Annotated in this window: 22 protein-coding genes and 1 riboswitch; of the genes, 14 read left to right on the top strand and 8 right to left on the bottom strand. The window is 32.5% G+C overall.

The annotated features are described in order from the left end of the window. Positions 1 to 69 precede the first annotated feature (69 nt). Positions 70 to 2013 carry a DNA mismatch repair endonuclease MutL gene (gene mutL / locus AN960_RS10485; RefSeq protein ID WP_056470708.1) on the top strand — a complete coding sequence of 648 codons (1944 nt, stop codon included), beginning with the start codon at positions 70 to 72 and terminating at the stop codon, positions 2011 to 2013. Between the two features lie 421 nt (positions 2014 to 2434). On the opposite strand, the gene AN960_RS10480 is transcribed toward mutL, so the two are convergent. After that, on the bottom strand, positions 2435 to 3397 hold the full coding sequence (locus AN960_RS10480) for a helix-turn-helix transcriptional regulator (protein WP_056470705.1): 963 nt from the start codon (positions 3395 to 3397) through the stop codon (positions 2435 to 2437). A gap of 109 nt (positions 3398 to 3506) precedes the next feature. Here AN960_RS10480 and AN960_RS10475 point away from each other — a divergent pair, with 109 nt between their 5' ends. Both AN960_RS10475 and AN960_RS25065 read left to right on the top strand, forming a co-directional pair. Next, positions 3507 to 3986, top strand: a complete 480-nt coding sequence (locus AN960_RS10475) for a GyrI-like domain-containing protein (RefSeq protein ID WP_056470702.1) — start codon at positions 3507 to 3509, stop codon at positions 3984 to 3986. 21 nt (positions 3987 to 4007) lie between these two features. After that, positions 4008 to 4136: a hypothetical protein gene (locus AN960_RS25065; RefSeq protein WP_286131690.1), complete on the top strand. Its 129-nt coding sequence runs from the start codon at positions 4008 to 4010 to the stop codon at positions 4134 to 4136. Between the two features lie 62 nt (positions 4137 to 4198). Here AN960_RS25065 and AN960_RS10470 read toward each other — a convergent pair whose 3' ends face one another. Beyond that, the gene (locus AN960_RS10470) at positions 4199 to 4864 is read right to left on the bottom strand and encodes an O-methyltransferase (protein WP_056470699.1); all 666 of its coding nucleotides are present in this window, start codon (positions 4862 to 4864) and stop codon (positions 4199 to 4201) included. 188 nt (positions 4865 to 5052) lie between these two features. Between AN960_RS10470 and AN960_RS10465 the strand changes: the two genes are divergently transcribed. After that, a complete protein-coding gene (locus AN960_RS10465; protein WP_056470696.1) occupies positions 5053 to 5430 on the top strand; it encodes a VOC family protein in 378 nt (125 codons plus the stop codon). Positions 5431 to 5479: 49 nt separating this feature from the next. Here AN960_RS10465 and AN960_RS10460 read toward each other — a convergent pair whose 3' ends face one another. Then, entirely contained in the window at positions 5480 to 5965 is a 486-nt protein-coding gene (locus tag AN960_RS10460) for a QueT transporter family protein (RefSeq protein ID WP_056470694.1), read from the bottom strand. Between the two features lie 5 nt (positions 5966 to 5970). Then, positions 5971 to 6015: riboswitch (PreQ1 riboswitch) on the bottom strand. A 183-nt stretch (positions 6016 to 6198) separates the two neighbouring features. Here AN960_RS10460 and AN960_RS10455 point away from each other — a divergent pair. Beyond that, positions 6199 to 7152 (top strand): carbohydrate kinase family protein, encoded by a 954-nt coding sequence (locus tag AN960_RS10455; RefSeq protein WP_056470690.1) that lies wholly within the window; start codon positions 6199 to 6201, stop codon positions 7150 to 7152. 27 nt (positions 7153 to 7179) lie between these two features. Next, positions 7180 to 7320 (top strand): hypothetical protein, encoded by a 141-nt coding sequence (locus AN960_RS24455; protein WP_156339665.1) that lies wholly within the window; start codon positions 7180 to 7182, stop codon positions 7318 to 7320. A gap of 126 nt (positions 7321 to 7446) precedes the next feature. Here AN960_RS24455 and AN960_RS10450 read toward each other — a convergent pair whose 3' ends face one another. Together AN960_RS10450 and AN960_RS10445 are read right to left on the bottom strand one after the other, a co-directional pair. Continuing rightward, positions 7447 to 8604, bottom strand: coding sequence for an iron-containing alcohol dehydrogenase (locus AN960_RS10450; protein ID WP_056470688.1), 1158 nt, complete (start codon positions 8602 to 8604; stop codon positions 7447 to 7449). A 23-nt stretch (positions 8605 to 8627) separates the two neighbouring features. Next, positions 8628 to 9164, bottom strand: a complete 537-nt coding sequence (locus AN960_RS10445; RefSeq protein ID WP_056470685.1) for a flavodoxin family protein — start codon at positions 9162 to 9164, stop codon at positions 8628 to 8630. Between the two features lie 337 nt (positions 9165 to 9501). On the opposite strand from AN960_RS10445, the gene AN960_RS10440 reads away from it, so the two are divergent. The 6 genes from AN960_RS10440 (at position 9502) to hisC (ending at position 15216) form a co-directional block, all read left to right on the top strand. Beyond that, on the top strand, positions 9502 to 9822 hold the full coding sequence (locus AN960_RS10440) for a winged helix-turn-helix transcriptional regulator (protein WP_056470682.1): 321 nt from the start codon (positions 9502 to 9504) through the stop codon (positions 9820 to 9822). A 334-nt stretch (positions 9823 to 10156) separates the two neighbouring features. Continuing rightward, positions 10157 to 11272, top strand: a complete 1116-nt coding sequence (hppD, locus tag AN960_RS10435; RefSeq protein WP_056470680.1) for a 4-hydroxyphenylpyruvate dioxygenase — start codon at positions 10157 to 10159, stop codon at positions 11270 to 11272. 12 nt (positions 11273 to 11284) lie between these two features. Next, positions 11285 to 11896, top strand: coding sequence for a flavin reductase family protein (locus tag AN960_RS10430; protein ID WP_056470678.1), 612 nt, complete (start codon positions 11285 to 11287; stop codon positions 11894 to 11896). Positions 11897 to 11900: 4 nt separating this feature from the next. Then, positions 11901 to 12797 (top strand): fumarylacetoacetate hydrolase family protein, encoded by an 897-nt coding sequence (locus AN960_RS10425; RefSeq protein ID WP_056470676.1) that lies wholly within the window; start codon positions 11901 to 11903, stop codon positions 12795 to 12797. Positions 12798 to 12807: 10 nt separating this feature from the next. Then, the gene (locus AN960_RS10420) at positions 12808 to 13959 is read left to right on the top strand and encodes a homogentisate 1,2-dioxygenase (protein WP_056470674.1); all 1152 of its coding nucleotides are present in this window, start codon (positions 12808 to 12810) and stop codon (positions 13957 to 13959) included. 174 nt (positions 13960 to 14133) lie between these two features. Further along, on the top strand, positions 14134 to 15216 hold the full coding sequence (gene hisC / locus AN960_RS10415) for a histidinol-phosphate transaminase (protein ID WP_056470673.1): 1083 nt from the start codon (positions 14134 to 14136) through the stop codon (positions 15214 to 15216). A 224-nt stretch (positions 15217 to 15440) separates the two neighbouring features. Here the strand turns inward: hisC and AN960_RS10410 are convergent, their stop codons facing one another. Both AN960_RS10410 and AN960_RS10405 read right to left on the bottom strand, forming a co-directional pair. Beyond that, positions 15441 to 15866, bottom strand: a complete 426-nt coding sequence (locus AN960_RS10410; RefSeq protein WP_056470670.1) for an SRPBCC family protein — start codon at positions 15864 to 15866, stop codon at positions 15441 to 15443. Positions 15867 to 15892: 26 nt separating this feature from the next. Beyond that, on the bottom strand, positions 15893 to 16909 hold the full coding sequence (locus AN960_RS10405; RefSeq protein WP_056470667.1) for an aldo/keto reductase: 1017 nt from the start codon (positions 16907 to 16909) through the stop codon (positions 15893 to 15895). 485 nt (positions 16910 to 17394) lie between these two features. On the opposite strand from AN960_RS10405, the gene AN960_RS10400 reads away from it, so the two are divergent. Continuing rightward, on the top strand, positions 17395 to 17673 hold the full coding sequence (locus AN960_RS10400) for a hypothetical protein (RefSeq protein WP_056470664.1): 279 nt from the start codon (positions 17395 to 17397) through the stop codon (positions 17671 to 17673). A gap of 77 nt (positions 17674 to 17750) precedes the next feature. Here AN960_RS10400 and AN960_RS10395 read toward each other — a convergent pair whose 3' ends face one another. After that, positions 17751 to 18308 carry a TetR/AcrR family transcriptional regulator gene (locus AN960_RS10395; RefSeq protein WP_056470661.1) on the bottom strand — a complete coding sequence of 186 codons (558 nt, stop codon included), beginning with the start codon at positions 18306 to 18308 and terminating at the stop codon, positions 17751 to 17753. Positions 18309 to 18591: 283 nt separating this feature from the next. Here AN960_RS10395 and AN960_RS10390 point away from each other — a divergent pair, with 283 nt between their 5' ends. After that, entirely contained in the window at positions 18592 to 19536 is a 945-nt protein-coding gene (locus AN960_RS10390; RefSeq protein ID WP_056470658.1) for a ketopantoate reductase family protein, read from the top strand. Positions 19537 to 19583 lie beyond the last annotated feature (47 nt).

Below are 19583 nucleotides of genomic sequence, written 5' to 3'. Positions count from 1 at the left end.
TGATAACTGCATAATGTACTATACCTTTTTTTAATGTAAGGTTCATTTATCTAGAGAGGAGGTTCACTTATGTCAAAGATACAGAAGTTAGATGAAATTTTAGCCAATCAGATAGCAGCAGGTGAAGTTGTAGAACGTCCTGCATCAGTAGTTAAGGAATTACTTGAGAATGCAATTGATGCAGTTAGTACACGTATTACAGTTGAAATTAACGACGGTGGACTCTCACGAATTTTTGTAAGTGATAATGGCGAAGGGATGACAAAGGAAGATAGTATCCTTGCATTCGAGCGACATGCAACTAGTAAAATAAAAGATGAAAATGACTTGTTTCGAATACGTACATTAGGCTTCCGAGGTGAAGCATTACCGAGTATTGCATCTGTTAGTTATGTTACAGTAAAAACATCAACCGAAGACGGACCTGGAATTGAAACAATTTTAAAAGGTGGCGTTTTGCAATCTCAAAAAGAAATTGCTAAATCAAAAGGGACAAGTATTGAAGTTTCAAATTTATTTTTTAATACACCAGCTAGATTAAAATATATGAGAACGGTTCAAACAGAATTAAGTAATGTGACGGACGTTGTCTATCGATTAGCATTAGCAAATCCACAAATCGCTTTTGATTTGAAACATAATGATAAATTAATGTTCCGTAGTAATGGAAATGGCGACGCAAGACAAATTCTTGCTTCATTATATGGTCTACAAATTGCAAAAAACATGGTTCATTTTAAAGGTGAGTCATTAGATTTTCAAATTGAAGGCTATTTATCTATGCCAGAATATACACGAGCAACTAGAAACTATATATCACTATATGTAAATGGAAGATATGTAAAACACTATGGCGTAAATAAATCAATTAGTGAAGGCTATCATACTTTGCTACCAATTGGCCGTTTTCCAATCGTTTCGTTATTTATTAAAATGGACCCTCAATTAGTCGATGTAAATGTACATCCAACAAAACAAGAAGTTCGTTTTAGTAAAGAGGATCAATTATTTACATTAATTACTGAAAGTATAAAAAAAGTTTTTAGAGGCCGTTCCCTTATTCCAGAGATAAAGTCAACAGTACCAAAGGAAAAAGTATTTAGTGAACAATCTACATTTTCGTTTGAACATTCTTCTATAAAAGAAGACGTAGAAAAGAAATTACCGTTCTCGCTTCAAGACCGTTATAATACTAATTCGAATTATTCAGATGAAACTAATGAAACTGTCAATGTAGAAAATTCAACTGAATTCGATTCAATTACTCAAATTGATTCATCAACCCCAACCGATTATGAGAGTCTTTATTTTGAAAAGCATGAATCGAATAAAGATGTAAGGTATTCAAATTTTGTAAATGAAGACGACCAATCAAATAAAGAAGAAACAGTTATTGTTAACGAAGATGTATATGATGAGCAAAATATAGACCAATTACCTCCTTTATATCCAATCGGGCAAATGCACGGAACATATATAATTGCTCAAAATGAAAAAGGCTTATATTTAATTGATCAACATGCCGCACAGGAACGTGTTTACTATGAATATTTTAAGGAAAAAATAGGGGAAGTTGCATCAGAACTACAAACTTTATTAATTCCAATCACATTTGATGTTTCACCAGAGCAAGCTATTTTATTAGACCAATACCATGATGAACTCCAAGAAGTTGGACTTTTTATCGAGAAGTTCGGATCGAATAGTTATGTCATTCGTGAACATCCAAATTGGTTTCCAGAAGGGCAAGAGGATACATTAATCGATGAAATGATTCAAGAACTATTAAAACGCGGAACAATTAATATCAAAAAACTGCGTGAAGAAAAAGCCATCATGATGAGCTGTAAAGCGTCAATAAAAGCAAATCAATATATAACAAACGATGAAATTTTTAATCTATTAGAATCGTTGAGAAAATCAAGCAATCCATTTACATGCCCACATGGACGTCCAATCGTGATTCATTTTAGTTCATATGAACTTGAGAAAATGTTTAAGCGCGTTATGTAATATTATATTTTTAAAGTGCTGTTGTCCCATAAATCAGGTTAACTGAATATGGGACAACAGCACTTTTATATATGCGGGAGGTATTTTTTGCTGGACCATCTATTTGAAGTCGATTCTTTTTATAAAACTTAGCAGATTTTTATCTGTTTTTTATTCGATTTAGTAAGAAGAGCTTATTTGCAAATGTTCCAATTGTAAGTAGCCAGTTTTGGTTCGTAATACCTTAACTGGTATGGGTAATGTTTTACTTTATGCGATTCTTCGAGATTTAATTGCAGTCTTACTAATTTTATTTGCGGTTATCAGATTTTAATTGCGGTTTTGCTATATTTATTTGTGATTTTCAGATTTTAATTGTATTTAGTTGATTATTTGATACAAAAGTTTAAAAAAGGGTATTCTTAATAATGTTGCCTACTACTTATGGGCGGAATAAGTCTATTCTTTTTTGTAAACTTTCTAAGACTTCTTCTGGAATTTTCCTTATCTTAATATCTTCACCTAAATAAAGTAGCCAATTTGTAAACTCGGTTAATTCTCCAGAATTTTTAACATTTATATAAGTTCTTAGAATGGCTGTGGATTGGTAAGGATTTGTATAAGAAATTGAGACTTTTAAAGGATGGTACTTTTTAAACTGAGCAATCGCCATCGGGCCAAGTTCAAATATAAGATTAATTTCTTCTTCTTGCTTACTTAGTATTTCTAAAATTCTTTTTTTACTTAATCTTTTTTTTGTATGGTGTGGTATGACATCGATGAGATTGTCGACAGGGAAAATCTTTTTCTTTTCATCCAATAAGTCAAAGCCTTCAATTAGCCAAAAGCCTTTTTCATGATATAGATGCAAAAGATAAATCGGATAAGAAATTAATTCAGACTCTTCTTTGATGGTAATCAATAAACAAGTATCCAATAGAAGGATTTGGATGAGTTTTTCTAACATTGGATGAGGTAAATCTGATAGATCAAGTAAGTCGGGATTTTTTGGATTAGTCCCTTCAAAAAGCAATATTTGATTTAAATGAACAAGTTCATCTTGTTGGTTTTCTGTGATGAGACCAAGTAATTTTTCTGTTAAAGATTGACGACTTTTTAGATAAGGGAGTTGTTTATTTCTTGTGGCCATAAATGCAATAAATAGAGCTTTTATCTCATTATCTGTAAAGCGAACAGTTGGAAGGACAGAGTTGTTCATTACAAAATAACCCCCATCTCTTCCAACTTCAGCGACAAGAGGCATACCCATCGCTTCAATTTCTTTGACATCTCTTAGAGCAGTTGAACGGGAGATGTTAAATTCTCGCATGATTTCTGAAATTGTGAATTTTGCTCGATTGTTTATATATCGCATGATGATATTAATACGTTCAACTTTTTTCATCGGTATCTCCTAAACAGTATCATTTTTTGACATGATTTAAGTTTATTATAAACTTATCAGCTGATGAAATAAATCGCTTGATAAATTTAAAAAAAGGAAGGTTTTGAATATGACAAGTTATAAATTAGAAGAAAAAGACAGTTTTAGAGTTTTAGGTATTGGTATTGAACTTAAAAGCGATTATACAGATTATGCAGGGATCAACAAAGAAAAGGAAAACTTCTGGGGTGCGATTAAAGAAGATGGTAGATTGAAGGCTTTAAAAGCCATTGCTACAAATGACTATATTTTTTCTGTAAACGAAGCTGTGAATAACAAGATGATGCATTATGCTGGAGTCATGACAGAAGCAACAGTACCTGAGGAATCTAGAGATATCCAATTCCCTAAAGGAGTATACCTAGTTGTAGAAGGAGAAGGGAATACAGCTGATGAATTGTGTAATAACCTTGCTGGCATCGCCTTTGGTCAAGTATTACCAGAAGTAAGGGATTTTGCATATGTTGGTGGGCCAAATGCAGCGGTTATTATGGGAAATCGAAACGGCTTAGTCTTTGGAGAAATGTGGATTCCTGTTGTAAAGAAATAATGAATTAAAGGGGAATATTAAATGGGTAAAATCTCTGGTGAAGAATACAATCGTATATTGAGATTATTCCGTTTAAATAGTAAAGAAGTATGGACGGTTACTACATTTGTTCATACTTCTTTTTTTTTTGTGTTTAGCACCCTACGCTAGATCTAAATAGCCCCAACTGTCTCTACAAAAAAGTAAACTTTTGAGCACCCTCTTATAAAATGCTACTTAACAACTCCAATCACAAAACCATCAAATCCTTTTAATCCAACTGTCTGAATTGCAGTTGAGTCAATACGTGGGTCAGAAGCTAATAGATCCATTAATTTTCGTACACCTTTGACACTTTCATCTTGATTTGTTTGATAAATCACTTCACCGTTTCTAACAACATTATCTACAATTATTAATGCCCCAGAGGTTGCTAATTTTAATGCCCAATTTAAATAGTGGGGATTATTTGGTTTATCGGCATCAATAAATATGAAATCAAAAATTGAATTTGATTCTTTTAGAGATGGTAGTGTATCTAATGCTTTTCCGATTATAATTTCCACTTTATTTTGCAATTTTGCTTCTATGATATTTTTTTCGGCTACTTTTGCATGCTCATGGTTAATTTCTAATGTTGTTAATTTTCCATCTTCGGGAAGTGCACGAGCTAACCAAATACTACTATATCCACCTAAAGTACCGATTTCTAAAATGTTTTTAGCGCCTTTAATTTTTGCTAATAGATAAAGTAATTTACCTTGAGTAGGAGACACATCTATACTAGGTAGACCGGCATGATAATTTGCAAGTAATACATTTTCTAAAATAGAATCATTCGGAATTAGTTTTTCTATGAAATATTCATCAACATCGTTCCAAATTACGTTATTAGGCAAGATTACTTCCTCCTTACATTGTACTGTTTAAAAAAAAGTATATGGGATTGTTTCATAAAAATGCTTCTACAGGAAAAAAGTCATATACAATAAAATTATATTAACTAGTACTTAATCGGTTTGTTTTATAAAATTGTGTTTGCTAAAATAGATAGGTAGTAAAATTAACCAGTAGAGGAGATTTTTACATGATTAATAAAATCGGTAAAGTTACTGTTTATGTAGAAAATCAAGAGCAAGCAAAAGATTTTTGGATTAATAAAATGGGGTTTGTTTTAAAAATAGAAATGCCAATGGGACCAGATGCGAAATGGATTGAAGTAGGTCCAAGCGAAAGCGAATTTACTACTTTAGTTCTTTACTCTAAATCTTCTATGGAACAATTTAAACCAGATAAAATAGCTCATCCATCTGTACTTTTTAGTACAACGGATATTGAAGCAGCTTATGAAAAAATGAAACAAAACGGCGTAAAAGTTGATGATTTGATGAAAATGCCATACGGTTCAATGTTTAATTTCTACGATCAAGATGGTAATGATTATTTATTAAGAGAAGACAAATAATACATAATAAAAAGAGTTGTATCCAATTAGGGAAACAACTCTTTTTTACTTAAATAAGATGTTCGAATTTAACTCGTTTATTTAAATAGTACATAATCGGTATACCAACAACCATCACTACAAATTCACCAATGGCTGTAGTTAAATAAGTCATTGGGAAAGGTAAATGAAATGCTAGCTTTAATTCGATTGCGATTAAGAACATAGTAATCGTAAAGACAACAGTGTTAACAATCATTCTCGGAATAATACCTTTTATAAATTTTGATGTAGCAATTGTAATTAATAAAGAAATAATCGATTGGCCAACACCAAAGACTAAATCATATGCCATTATTGGAGAAAAGAAAAAATTAGCTAGTATAACTCCTAAAACTACTCCATATATGTACTTTTTATTAAAAACGACTAAGTGATTAAATATTTCGGATACACGAAACTGTACGTTCGTAAACCCGAACGGTTGAATAAAGTACGTTACTGCAATATATAGTGCAGCAAATACTCCATTAACAGTAATTGTCTTTAACTTCATTTTGTTTCTCCTTAGTTTTTTTTCGTGGGAGGTTTTCGAACCACGTAAAAAATATTTTTTTAAACGTAAGAATAAATATTATACTTAAAAATATTTTTAGTCAATAATAAAAAAGAAATTAATTATGAAAATAAGTAAAAAAAAATACTTTATTAAGAATATATTATACTGGTATAATTAGTGAATCAAAACAATTTATTTTTCTTTCAGTTTAAAGTGAAAGGACTGACAAAATGACAATTCCTTCTAATCCATATATATTAGTATTTGGTGTTTCTATATGTGATATTATCGGATTTACGAAAAAAAATTATCGTCCATATGATTCAAATCCAGGCAGTGTAAAAGTATCGTTTGGTGGTGTTTGCCGTAATATTGCAGAAAATATGGCAAAGATTAACATAAACACAAAGTTTATTTCAGTCATCGGTGATGATATCAATGGAATCAACATGTTAAATCACGCAAAAAACTTGAACATAGATATGGAAGATACATTAATTATTAAAGGTGAATCTACCCCAACCTATTTAGCTATTTTAAATGAAAGCGGAGAAATGGTCTCTGCAGTAGTAGATTTAGATATCACAAACAATTTTACAATGGAGTTTATTGACTCCAAAGCAGAAGTTATTCGAAATGCTGAATATATGGTAGTTGACGCGGATAATCCAATTATTTTGGCTTATTTATTAACAAATTTCCATAAGGATACAAAATTTATTTTAGATCCAGTTTCTGCTTCAAAAGCTTCAAAAATAAGAGATTATATTCAATATTTTCATACGATTAAACCAAATCGCCATGAAGCTGAAGTATTATGTGGATTTGAAATTACTTCTGTTGAAGATGTACGAAAAGCTGGCAGATATTTTAGAGAATTAGGCGTAACAAATGTTTTCATTAGTTTAGATGCAGAAGGAATTTATTATAATGATGGAGTAGAAGAAGGAATTATCCAAGCAGATGGAGTTTCTGTTGTGAATGTAACAGGAGCGGGAGATGCTTTAGTTGCTGGGATCGGATATGGCTATATGAATAATATGAGCATTATCGAAACCGTTAAATATTCTGTTTCAATGTCTTCTATTACAATCTCACATGTCGATACGATTAACCCGAATATGTGTTGTAACGTTGTAGATCACCATATTAATGAACTTAATTGGGTAGAAATGCAATTTTAGTTGAGAACCTTTTAGTAGGTTCTTTTTTTGTTTTTGATTAGAAAAGGTGCTAGTATTTTAAGGTTAATAGCAGTTAAATTTAAATCTGCAATTAAAATTAGTAAATCAGCAAATATAATAAGTGAAACTGCAAATAAAATTGATGAATTCGCAAATAAAATGATCTAACTGCAAATAAGGCCACAAACAACCTTTAAATAATATAAAAAGGCTGATTTTTAAAAAAAAATGATAATATTATTAAATCAACAACATAAGAAAAGAACCTCGCTTTATGCAAGGTTCTTTTCCTCATTAAAGAGAGCGTACTAAAATATCTCTAGCACTTTCCTTATCTAAAATTTTGTAACCACCAACTACTGGTTTTACGAAGGATTTTTCTACTAATTCGTCTAAACGTGAGTCGTCAATTTGGTAATCTGCTAATCGGTTTGGTGCACCGATTGAGTTCCAAAAACTTCTTAGTGCTTGGATTCCTTCTTCTGCAACTTGCTTTGTTGTTTTTCCTTCTTCTGAAATTCCAAAAACATTTGTTGCTAGCATTTTAATTCTGCTTGGATCATAGTCTAAGCAATGGCTTAACCAGTTAGGGAATAGGATTGCTAATCCACCGCCGTGTGGAATATCGTAAATGGCAGATACTGCGTGTTCAATTTGATGTGATGCCCAGTCGCCGCCATCTGTACCATTTAATAATGTATCATTAAAGGCTGTCGTTCCAGCGTACATAATTGTTTCACGTAAATCATAGTTTTCTAAATCCTTAACAAGCTTTCCACCAGCTTCGATTACAGTAATTAATAAACTTTCGATAAAGCGATCAATCATAGGTGTATTGCTAACACGGTGGAAATATTGCTCTAATGCATGTGACATAATGTCGACAATTCCATAGATTGTTTGATCGATTGGAACCGAGAATGTATAAGAAGGGTCTAATATTGAAAATTTAGGAAAAACGAGTGGATTACTCCATCCTCTTTTTTCATTTACATCCAAATTTGATATAACTGATGTGCAGTTCATTTCTGAACCAGTTGCAGCTAAAGTTAAAACAGTACCAAAAGGAGTTGAACTTGTTGGTTGAGATTTTCTAGTAATAACATCCCACACATCTCCTTCATATGGAACGCCAATTGCAATAGCTTTAACACAGTCGATTACACTACCGCCGCCTACAGCTAAAATAAAATCAATTTTTTCATCTCTACAGATTTGAATACCTTTATTCACCGTTGTTAGTCTCGGATTTGGTTCAACTCCAGAAAGTTCAAAAATCGTTTTACTACTTAATTGGTTCATAACGTCATCATATACGCCATTTTTTTTAATACTGCCGCCACCATAAACAATCAGGATACGGTTATAATCTTGTACTTCATTTGATAATTGTTCAATTTGATTTTTCCCAAACCATAATTTAGTTGGGTTATGTTGTAAAAATGGATTCAAGGTCTTGCTCCTTCTAGTTGTACTTACTTATTTTTTAGTGTTGTATTTAGCAATTCAGCTTGTTGAATGGCTAATTGATCTTCTACTATTGCTCCAGGTGAATTTCCTGTTCCAATAATATATCCTTCAAGTGTTGCTCCAACAAATTCGAATATATGTTTAAATTGTAAAATTAATGGTAGTGCTTTAATTTTTGGCTGATCGCCACCAACAATTACGACATACATTTTTTTGTTTTTCATTTTTTCAGCGAATTGGAGATCTTTATTACGAAGACTTTGAGACCAACGATCAATAAAGTTTTTCATGTAACCACTCATACCATACCAATATAAAGGTGTTGAAAAAATAATCGTATCATGCTGTAGCATTTCTTTAATAATTTCTTCGTAATCATCATCAATTGGTTGGAAGCCATTGGGCTCGTGTCTTTGGTCGTTAATCGCCTTAATATTTTTATGACGTAATTGCACTTCCGTTTTGGCAACATCTTTTGTAATGAGATTTGTTAGCTGCTCTGTATTTCCGTTTTCCCTAGAACTACCATGAATGATAAACATATTGTTTCCACTCCTTTTTGAATAAATTATGATTGTAATTATGAATGATTACGATCCTAAAATAAAGTACGTACTAAAAAGTGCCTATAAAACTATTTGGAAAATCTAAGTCTATAGGACTAAGTTTGTTTTTTTTATAACTGATAAATATTTGAACTATAATTTATTTGTATGCTATATTTTATGAACCTTTACTGTTGACTGCAAAATCATTGATAGGACAATAGTTATAATATCCACAAAATATGGTGATTTTGTAGTTTTCATTTGTACTAAAAAAATTGACTAAAATTATCTTAATTTTAATTAAATAGTAATTAGCAATGATGGAGGATATATGAAAGAATATAATATGCCGATTGAAGCAGCGATTGAGGTAATAGGTGGTAAGTGGAAGTGTATTATTCTTTGCCATTTAGAAACAGGTAAAAAAAGAACGAATGAGCTTAGAAAACTGATGCCTAAAATAACTCAAAAAATGTTAACACAGCAATTAAGAGAGTTAGAAGCGGATGGACTAATTAATCGTATTGCTTATGATCAAATTCCGCCTAAAGTGGAATACGAATTAAATGAATACGGTAAATCAATGAAACCAATTTTGGATCTTTTATGTGCATGGGGCAGAAATCATATAAAGAAAAGTAATACGAATTAATCCTAAAAGTTAAAAAATTAAGAAACGACAAAAAATTTATTTAATTGAAAATTTTTTGAAGGAATTTAAAAAGAAGTGTAGAAATATTTATTTTAAAGACTACTATATAAATGTAAAATCGGCTCATAAAACGATCATTACATTAATATAGTAGTAAAGGTTGTGTGTTCGTTAGGGAATTTCCCATATATTTCTAAATGGTATTCTTGGCGAATTGTCATCCTTGTTAAGAATTTTTTTTATGCGGTTATTTGTTTTGTAAGCGTTTACTTAACGCTCTTACATAGTTTTTTCTTTTCTTTACAAAAATCGTAATTTATAGGGGGAAATTAAAATGAAACAAGATGAATTAAAACAAACAAATACTAACTATGATGTTTTTCCAGTATCAGATGTTCATCATTTAGAACTATATGTAGGGAACGCGAAACAAACAGCTTATTTCTTCGCAAACACTTTTGGATTTACACCAGTAGCATACTCTGGTTTAGAAACAAAAGTACGTGATAAAGTTTCTTACGTATTAAAAAATGGTACAATTCGTCTAGTTATTACTGGATCTTTAAAAGAAGATACTAAAATTGCTGAGTTTATTAAAAAACATGGCGATGGTGTTAAAGATATCGCTTTATTAGTTGATGATATCGAAGCAGCGTATCAAGGTGCAGTAAGCCGTGGAGCGATTAAAATTTTACCTCCAACTGAAGTTAGTGATGAATATGGTACAGTTAAAAAAGCTGTAATCGGAACTTATGGTGATACAATTCACACATTAATCGAAAAAGGCGACTACAATGGTCCTTTCTTACCAGGATATAAAGATCGTGCTTTCACAATTCCAGTAAATGAAACAGGTTTAATCGCATTAGACCATGTAGTTGGTAACGTTGAAAGAATGGAAGAATGGGTTTCTTATTATGAAAACGTAATGGGATTCCAATCAATGATCCATTTTGACGATGACGATATTAGCACTGAGTATTCTGCATTAATGTCAAAAGTTATGACAAATGGTAGCAGAATTAAATTCCCAATTAATGAACCAGCTGAAGGTAAAAAGAAATCACAAATTCAAGAGTACTTAGACTATAACAATGGACCAGGCGTACAACATATTGCTTTATTAACTGAAGATATCGTTGATACAGTTACTAAGCTTAGAGCTCTAGGTGTAGAATTCTTAAAAACACCAGATACGTATTATGATATGTTAACAGAGCGCGTTGGAAAAATTGATGAAGATATTGAGAAATTAAGAGAATTAAAGATTTTAGTTGACCGTGATGATGAAGGGTATTTATTACAAATCTTTACTCGTCCAATCGTTGACCGTCCAACTTTATTTATTGAAATTATTCAACGTAAAGGTGCTAGAGGATTCGGTGATGGTAACTTTAAAGCATTATTCGAATCAATCGAGCGTGAGCAAGAACTTCGAGGAAATCTATAAGGAGTTGTAACAATGGAAATTAGACCGGATACTTTACCATGGCAAGATGCTTATAAGCTGTTAATTGGTTCAGTGTTGCCTCGTCCGATTGCATTTGTTTCAACTGTAAACTTAGAAGGTGTAGCGAATGTTGCACCTTTTAGTTTCTTTACAGCGATTTGTGCTGACCCGATGTTAGTGTGCTTTGCACCTATGATTAGAGGTACAGACGGCGAGAAAAAAGACACATTAAAAAATATTGAACTGACGAAGCGATTCATTATTAATATTGTAAGTGAAGAAATTTGCGAACAAGTTAATAATGCTGCTGCAGATTTTCCGTATGGAGTAGATGAATTTGAACAAGTTGGCCTTACAAAAGTCGATGGGACAACTGTACAAGTTCCTCGAGTAAAAGAAAGTTTAGTAGGACTAGAATGTGAGCTTCATGAGCTACTACATTTTGGTGAGAACAAAGGTGCTGGAAGTTTAGTAATTGGTAAAGTCGTTAATGTTCATATAAATGATGAATTATATGCAGATGGCAAAATCAATACTGAAAAGCTAAATCCAGTTGGCCGCCTTGCTGGACATTCTTACACACGTGCTATTTCTGATACTTTTGCAATTGAAAGAAAAAGGTGAAGGTATGAAATTTATAACTTTTCAATATGATGGTAATGAGCGTGCAGGTTTATTAGTTGAAGATCAAGTAATCGACCTTAATAAAGCTAGTAATGGCCGAATTCCAGCAGATTTACTAACGATTCTAGAAAACTATGATTTATATAAAAATGAAATAGCAGAAATATCAGGAGAAGGTATTCCACTTTCTTCTGTTCAATTGCGAGCACCATTACCAAGACCACAAAGTATCCGTGATTTTTATGCCTTTGAGGAGCATGTAAAAACTGCTCGCGGCAGAAGAGGTCTAGAGATGATACCTGAGTGGTATGACGTACCAGTTTTCTATTTTACGAATCATCGAGCGGTTATTGGACCTGAAGATTATGTAAGCATTCCAACTAATTGCAAAAAGATGGATTTTGAATTAGAAATCGCTTGTATTATCGGTAAAGAAGGTAAAGATATCCCTGTTGAAGAAGCCGATGATTATATTCTTGGCTATACAATTTTGAATGACTGGAGTGCTAGAGATATTCAAGCACATGAAGTAAAAGTTGGCTTAGGTCCATCAAAAGGTAAGGATTTTGCTACTTCTCTAGGACCTTGTATTGTAACAAAAGATGAAATTGAGAAATTCAGAACAGGTAAAAGCTATGATTTGAAGATGACAGCTGCAGTTAATGGAAAAATCATTTCTAGTGGCAATTTTTCTACAATTTATTATTCCGTTCCAGAATTAATTTCTCATGCATCAAAAAATGTAACGCTATATCCAGGTGATGTAATTGGCTCCGGAACGGTTGGAACAGGTTGTATCTTAGAACTTGGTGAAGAAAAACATCGCTGGTTAGAAGATGGAGACGTTGTTGAGTTAAGCATTACTGGTTTAGGTACATTACGAAATACTGTAAGAAAGTGAGGGGAAGCGTGTGTATTATCGTAGTCTAGGTAAGATTCCAAAGAAAAGACATATTCAATTTCGAAAAGAAGATGGGTCATTATACAGAGAGCAGGTAATGGGTACAAAAGGATTTTCAGGCACTCAATCTATTTTATATCATAACCATATGCCTACTTCAGTTAGTGAAACATCATTTTATAAATCACTTCAAATCGAATTTGAAGAACAGACATCATTACAACACCGCCATATTCGTACAAACAATTTAGAGCGTACAGGCGATGCTTTAGAAGGAAGAGTATACGTTTTAGGTAACTCTGATCTATTAATTGCAGTTGCAAACGTAACAGAGGAAAGCAAACATTTTTATCGAAATGGTGAAGGAGATGAAATGTTCTTTGTCCATTATGGTTCAGGTGAAATCCAAACAATGTTCGGAACAATCACGTACCGTAAAGGCGATTATATCATGATCCCTATTGGAACAATTTACAAAGTAGTTCCAAATGATGATACGAAGTTTTTAATTGTTGAGTCTAATAGCCAATTAACAACTCCAAGACGTTATCGAAATGAATATGGCCAAATGCTTGAGCATAGCCCATTTTGCGAACGTGATTTTAGAGGACCAGAAACGTTAGAGACATATGATGAAAAAGGTGAATTTACTGTTTTAACTAGAGCAAGAGGAAACCTTTATAAACATGTCTTAACTCATCATCCATTTGATGTAGTAGGATGGGATGGGTATTTATATCCATGGGCATTTAATATTGAAGATTTCGAACCGATTACAGGAAGAATTCATCAGCCACCACCAGTACATCAAACATTCGAAGGACATAATTTTGTAGTGTGCTCATTTGTTCCAAGGATGTATGATTATCATCCTGAAGCAATTCCGGCACCTTATGTTCACAGTAATGTAAACAGTGATGAAGTCCTTTACTATGTAGAAGGAAACTTTATGAGTAGAAAAGGAATCGAACAAGAGTCTATTACATTACATCCATCAGGTATTCCACATGGACCACATCCAGGTAAAACTGAAGGTAGTATTGGAAAGAAAGAAACATTAGAACTAGCAGTTATGATTGATACATTCAGACCACTTTACGTAGTAAAAGAAGCACATCAATATGAAGATCCGGCTTATATGGGTAGTTGGCTTGAAAAGTAGAGTCTTATGATTCTACTTTTTATTTGAATTTGAAGCAAGCTATTTTCAAAATAACGCAGGCAATATGGAACTAGATAATTTGAAATATTCTTGAAAATAGGACTAGATTAACAGCTTAATAATATGATAAACTGACAACATTATACAAAACTTTGAATAAAAGGAGAAATAAGCATGTACGTGAAACCACAAATTTTGACTCTTCAAGCATACACACCAGGAAAGCCAAGTGAAGTAGTCATGCGTGAATATGGTCTAGACAAAGTTGTAAAACTTGCATCAAATGAAAACCCATTCGGATGTTCTCCTAAAGTTTTTGAAGAACTACGTAATGTAGTAAGTAAGTTTGCGATTTATCCAGATGGTGCGACAGAAGAAATTAGTAAGAAACTAGCGAATTTCTTAAATATACAGCCAGATCAATTAATATTCGGAAGTGGTGCTGACGAAGTTATTCAAATGATTAGTCGAGCGTTGCTAACGAAAGAACATAATATTGTACAAGCATCTCAAACTTTTTCACAATATGCTCATCACGCAGTTATAGAAGGTGCTGAAGTAAGACCAGTTCCTTTAGTTAAAGGTGTACACGATTTAGATTCTATGCTTGCACAAGTAGATGCGAATACTAAAATTGTTTGGATTTGTAATCCAAATAACCCAACAGGTACATATATTGGAAGCCGCAAATTAGTCGAGTTTTTAGAAAAAGTACCAAGCACTACTTTTGTAGTTGTTGACGAAGCTTATGTTGAATATGTATCAGCATCAGATTTCCCTGATACAATCTCATTACTAAATAAATTTGAAAATCTAATCGTTTTAAGAACTTTTTCAAAAGCATACGGCCTAGCATCATTCCGAATCGGCTATGGTATCGCAAATAGCAAATTAATTCAAGAATTAAATATTGCTAGACTTCCATTCAACACTTCAATGCTATCTCAAGTAGCAGCAATAGCAGCACTTGAAGACCAAGTCTTTATTAAAAACTGTGTTGAACAAAATAAAAAAGGCATGGATCAATACGAAGAGTTTTTCAACAGTTATGGTATCGAATACTATCCATCTCAAGCAAACTTTATATTTGTGCCACTTGAAAACAGCCAGGAAATCTTTAAGGATTTAGAATCAAAAGGATACATTATCCGTTCTTTCCCTAATGGAATCAGAATTACAATCGGAACTGCTGCTGAAAATGAAGGATTAATCTTACATTTGAAGCCAGCATTAACGAAAAATACTTCTACAATCTAATGAATAAGTAAATCGTCAAAGATGGGGCCTAATACCCTACTATATAGCTAATATAATCACACGAAAAATCCGCTACAAAAAATGGAGCGGATTTTTCTTTTTTATAAAATAGGTGATGTGAGAAAGTAAAATCTCCTTTCCCATTTTATAAACAGCTACTTAAACGAAGAAATAGAGGATAAATACTAACTTATCCTCTATTTCTATATTTAATAATTTAGTTATTATACAGTTAAAACTTGAAATGCTTGTCTTAATGCTTCCAATCCATCTTTATAAATCCCATGGAATAGATTGATTACTTCCTCATCAGTTACATCCACAGGAGTAAAACTACCAGACCACTCAACAATTGATTTATTTCGATCTGAATGCTCTTGAACACGTATTGTCGATTGATAGTTTGTAACTGGGAATGGTGCTTTCATTATTGAGTACGTATAAAAACGCTCTTTATCATTGAATGCTTCAAGGCGTTCAACAATTGCATCGCCATCCGGATTTGCCAAACTACGAACACGTCCACCTTCTAATAATTCACTACTTGGGATATATGGTAACCAATCTGGTAGCGAATTGAAACCGCCAATTAATTGCCATACTTTTTCAGGATTTGCTGGAATTTCCATTGTAACGATTGTGTTAGCCATTTTATATCGCTCCTATCATATAGTTATTATTTAATGTCGATTGGTAGTGGTGCATTTTCTGATACTAGTTTTTGTTCTCTCATTTCATGCCAGAATGTAGCTGGAATTACTTCATTTAATGCTGCTTGGTCTTCGGCAATTCGCTCTGGTTTACTTGCACCTGGAATGACTGTTGCAACTGCTGGATTTGCTAATGAGAATTGAAGAGCTGCAGCTTTCACACTGATACCATGTCGATTTGCAATTCCTTTGATTTTCTCAACTTTCGAGATAATTTCAGGTGATGCTTTTTGATACTCGAAGTGAGTTCCACCAGCTAGAATACCTGAGCTATATGGTCCACCAACGATAATATCAACATTTTGTTTAGCAGCTTCAGGCATTAATCGTTGAAGCGCACGATCGTGATCCAAAAGTGTATAACGACCAGCTAATAAACTAACATCGGGTTTGTATTCACCTAATTCTAATGCGATTTCGATTGGTTCTACTTTATTAACACCAAGTCCCCAAGATTTAATAACACCTTCATCTCGTAATTGAGAAAGTACGCGGAAAGCTCCAGTGCGAGCAATTTCAAACTGTGCAATCCAATCGTCACCATAAAAGTCTTGTGCAATATCATGAACATAGACAATGTCTAAACGATCTGTTTTCAAACGATTTAAACTTTGTTCGATTGAACGTAAAGTTGCGTCAGCACTATAATCGTTCACAAGCTTATTCTTACGTCCAAATTCAAAAACTCCACCTTTTTCACCTAAGTCTCGTGCAGAAACGTCTTCTAGTTCATCTAAAATTAAACGTCCCACTTTTGTACTTAAAACATAATCATCACGATTGTATCTTGATAATACTTCTCCAAGGCGGATTTCAGCTAGACCTGCACCATATAGTGGCGCTGTATCAAAGTAGCGAATGCCATTATCCCAAGCTGCTACAACAGTTGCGTATGCTTCCTCATCAGGGATGTTACGGAACATATTTCCGAGTGGGGCAGTTCCAAAACCTAATTTTCCTTGAAATAAGTTATTCTCTTTCATATAAATCCTCCTATATATATTAATCTTCATGTAAAATATGAAGTTAAGTTAAATTTTAGTTAGAGAATAGAAATTAGATGATTAAAGATGACCTCTAAGGAATCTATTCTCTACAGTTGTTATTATGGAATAAATTTATAAAGAAAAAAAGAACGTACTTTAAAGTGCGATAGTAACTTGTATGTTCTATAGGCACATTTTGGTTACATAAGAACTTAGTAGTAATTGTTCATAATTACAATTTGTGACCTGATGGATTAGAACAGATTAAAATCAAAAATGTCATCGTCTGCAATGGACATTAAATGAAATGACTCCGGTTGAGTACCGGAGTCATTTCAAGAAATCTCTTTTTAAGTTTACTCTTTATAGGGAGCAATACATTTTTAAAAACACATGTATTAACTAGGAAATTTTATACCTAATAATTTTTCACTGATTTCCCATAGACATTGCTAACTAATATAAATTGGTAGGTGAATAAGGTGGAATATACGTTTCTTGGATTATTGTTAATCATTGTTTTTGTTCTGATTACAACGGTTATTGATAAACTTAATAAATTAGAGAATCGAATGAAAAATATAAAGATTACTTTAGATCAGATTGCTACGGTAATAGAAGTACCCGAACATCCAATTAATAATGAATTGCGTAAACTCATAAATGAAGGAAAAGAAATTCAAGCAATTAGAGAAGTTCGAACTGTTTTAGGACTTTCATTATTAGAAGCTAAACAGTATGTAGATGCTTTAAAAATGTGATTTCTTTTCCTACATAAAACGAATAAAAGCAAATAATTTACGAATTGTATATAGCGAAATCAGAATGGAGTCTAGCATTATTCAATATTTGGTAAAATTTGATTTCGTTCTAGTAAAATCCATAATTGTTCCGTGATTTCTTCTGCGGTAATTGGCATTGATTGAGTGATCCACCATTCAATCACCCCAATTGTTGCAGAAGACCAAAACTGAATAAGGAACTCTTTGTTCATATTTTGATTCAATTCATTTAAATTCAATTGATCTCTCATTCCATCTTTCATTACACTTAATAATTGATTTCTGAATGTGGGAACCCCAGTATTCGTTAACAAAGTATGGTAAAAGAAAGAGTTTTTCTCTAAATAGATAAACGTCCTTAGTAAAGGTGTTTTAGATGGAAAACTTCCGGAGCCTTTAGGCAAACAAGATATTAATAATTCTTTTATCTCTCTTTCTATACATTGCTCTAATAAATCGAATTTGTCTTTGTAATGCAAATAAATTGTCCCTCTATTGACGTCCGCTTTTTCTGCAATTGAATTAATGGTGATACTTTCAAAATCATTCTCCGCCATTAAACTAATTAGTGCATCCTCAATCGCTTTTTTAGATTTTCTGATTCTCTTATCCATAAAATACTCCTTCATTTATCATTTCATATAAGAATTGCTTTAGTAGATTAATTATAATGAACAACTGTCTAAAAAGAAATAAATGTACTTTATTAAACTTTTGTTGAACAAATAGATTTAATTTGTTCATTATTAAACAAAATCAGCTTGATTAACCATTGATACAGCGATCGTCTGTTGCTAAACTTCTAGATATTAGACGTTTGTTCAATAAAAAACAAATGTCCAGTATTATTTCCGTAAATCTTTAGCGATTAAGATTCGATAGAATAGGAGTACTATGATGAAAGTATTAATTTTTGGTGCTGGCGTTTTGGGAAGTTATCTTGCTCACTCTTTAGTAAAAGGAGGGAATGATGTAACTGTTTTAGCTAGAAGTAAAAGATATGAACAATTGAAACAAGATGGACTTGTTATTCGTCATTATTTCCAACGAAAAAATACCGTTGATTCAGTTAACATTATTGATAAACTTGAACAAGACGACTACTACGATCTTATATTTGTCGTAATGAAATATAATCAATTTCCTTCTGTCCTACCGGAATTAGCACAAAATATAAGTAAAAACATCGTGCTTGTTGGGAATAATGCTGATTCGGCAAATATGCAAAGATTCCTAAATAAAAATAGCATCGTCAAAAAGAATATAGCCTTTGGTTTTCAACTTAGTGGAGGGAAACGTGAAGAAAGTGGGCGTATCATTTCGATTCGTGGTGGGGGGCAAATGGTAATCGGTAGTTTGGAAGGTGACATACCTTTTAAAGCAACTTTAGAGAAAGCTTTTAAAGAAGCAAAGTATAAATTAACATATCATGATCATATTGATGGCTGGCTTAAAAGTCACCTCATACCAATTGTTGCGATGAACTCAATCCATTATCTAAATAACTTTGACTTTAAAAAAATAGCAAATGATAAGAATGCATTACTACAGATGATTTCTGCAATGGATGAGGGCTTTATGGTGTTAGAAAAATTGGGATACAAAATTGATCCAGCTTTTCAAGTGAAATTGGTACGTAGATATCGAAATATTGCATACCATGGATTGAAAATATTTCATAAACTTCCAATGAATAATATGATTGAAGGATCCTTTAGTGAGATTGAAGCCATTTATAGAACATTCGATCAGTTACAAAAGGAAGCGAATATTTCAACACAAATTTGGGATGACCTTAAAAAGCAATCGATTAATCAGTATAGAGATGAATTTATACACTAAGGTTTACTTCAGTAATAAGGTATATTATATTTATTGAATAGATTCTC

The organism is Bacillus sp. FJAT-25509, assembly GCF_001420605.1.
In the GTDB taxonomy this organism is placed as follows: domain Bacteria; phylum Bacillota; class Bacilli; order Bacillales; family Bacillaceae_G; genus Gottfriedia.
This window is presented reverse-complemented; position numbering and strand designations above follow the sequence as displayed.

Bases quoted from the DNA above. Each gene is read 5' to 3' on its own strand.
- AN960_RS10475 (WP_056470702.1), top strand. From the start codon at position 3,507: ATGACAAGTTATAAATTAGAAGAAAAAGACAGTTTTAGAGTTTTAGGT.
- AN960_RS10460 (WP_056470694.1), bottom strand. From the start codon at position 5,965: ATGAAGTTAAAGACAATTACTGTTAATGGAGTATTTGCTGCACTATAT.
- AN960_RS10455 (WP_056470690.1), top strand. From the start codon at position 6,199: ATGACAATTCCTTCTAATCCATATATATTAGTATTTGGTGTTTCTATA.
- AN960_RS10440 (WP_056470682.1), top strand. From the start codon at position 9,502: ATGAAAGAATATAATATGCCGATTGAAGCAGCGATTGAGGTAATAGGT.
- AN960_RS10425 (WP_056470676.1), top strand. From the start codon at position 11,901: ATGAAATTTATAACTTTTCAATATGATGGTAATGAGCGTGCAGGTTTA.
- AN960_RS25065 (WP_286131690.1), top strand. From the start codon at position 4,008: ATGGGTAAAATCTCTGGTGAAGAATACAATCGTATATTGAGATTATTC.
- AN960_RS10395 (WP_056470661.1), bottom strand. From the start codon at position 18,308: ATGGATAAGAGAATCAGAAAATCTAAAAAAGCGATTGAGGATGCACTA.
- hppD (WP_056470680.1), top strand. From the start codon at position 10,157: ATGAAACAAGATGAATTAAAACAAACAAATACTAACTATGATGTTTTT.
- AN960_RS10390 (WP_056470658.1), top strand. From the start codon at position 18,592: ATGAAAGTATTAATTTTTGGTGCTGGCGTTTTGGGAAGTTATCTTGCT.
- AN960_RS10430 (WP_056470678.1), top strand. From the start codon at position 11,285: ATGGAAATTAGACCGGATACTTTACCATGGCAAGATGCTTATAAGCTG.
- mutL (WP_056470708.1), top strand. From the start codon at position 70: ATGTCAAAGATACAGAAGTTAGATGAAATTTTAGCCAATCAGATAGCA.
- AN960_RS10445 (WP_056470685.1), bottom strand. From the start codon at position 9,164: ATGTTTATCATTCATGGTAGTTCTAGGGAAAACGGAAATACAGAGCAG.
- hisC (WP_056470673.1), top strand. From the start codon at position 14,134: ATGTACGTGAAACCACAAATTTTGACTCTTCAAGCATACACACCAGGA.
- AN960_RS10465 (WP_056470696.1), top strand. From the start codon at position 5,053: ATGATTAATAAAATCGGTAAAGTTACTGTTTATGTAGAAAATCAAGAG.
- AN960_RS10405 (WP_056470667.1), bottom strand. From the start codon at position 16,909: ATGAAAGAGAATAACTTATTTCAAGGAAAATTAGGTTTTGGAACTGCC.
- AN960_RS10410 (WP_056470670.1), bottom strand. From the start codon at position 15,866: ATGGCTAACACAATCGTTACAATGGAAATTCCAGCAAATCCTGAAAAA.
- AN960_RS10480 (WP_056470705.1), bottom strand. From the start codon at position 3,397: ATGAAAAAAGTTGAACGTATTAATATCATCATGCGATATATAAACAAT.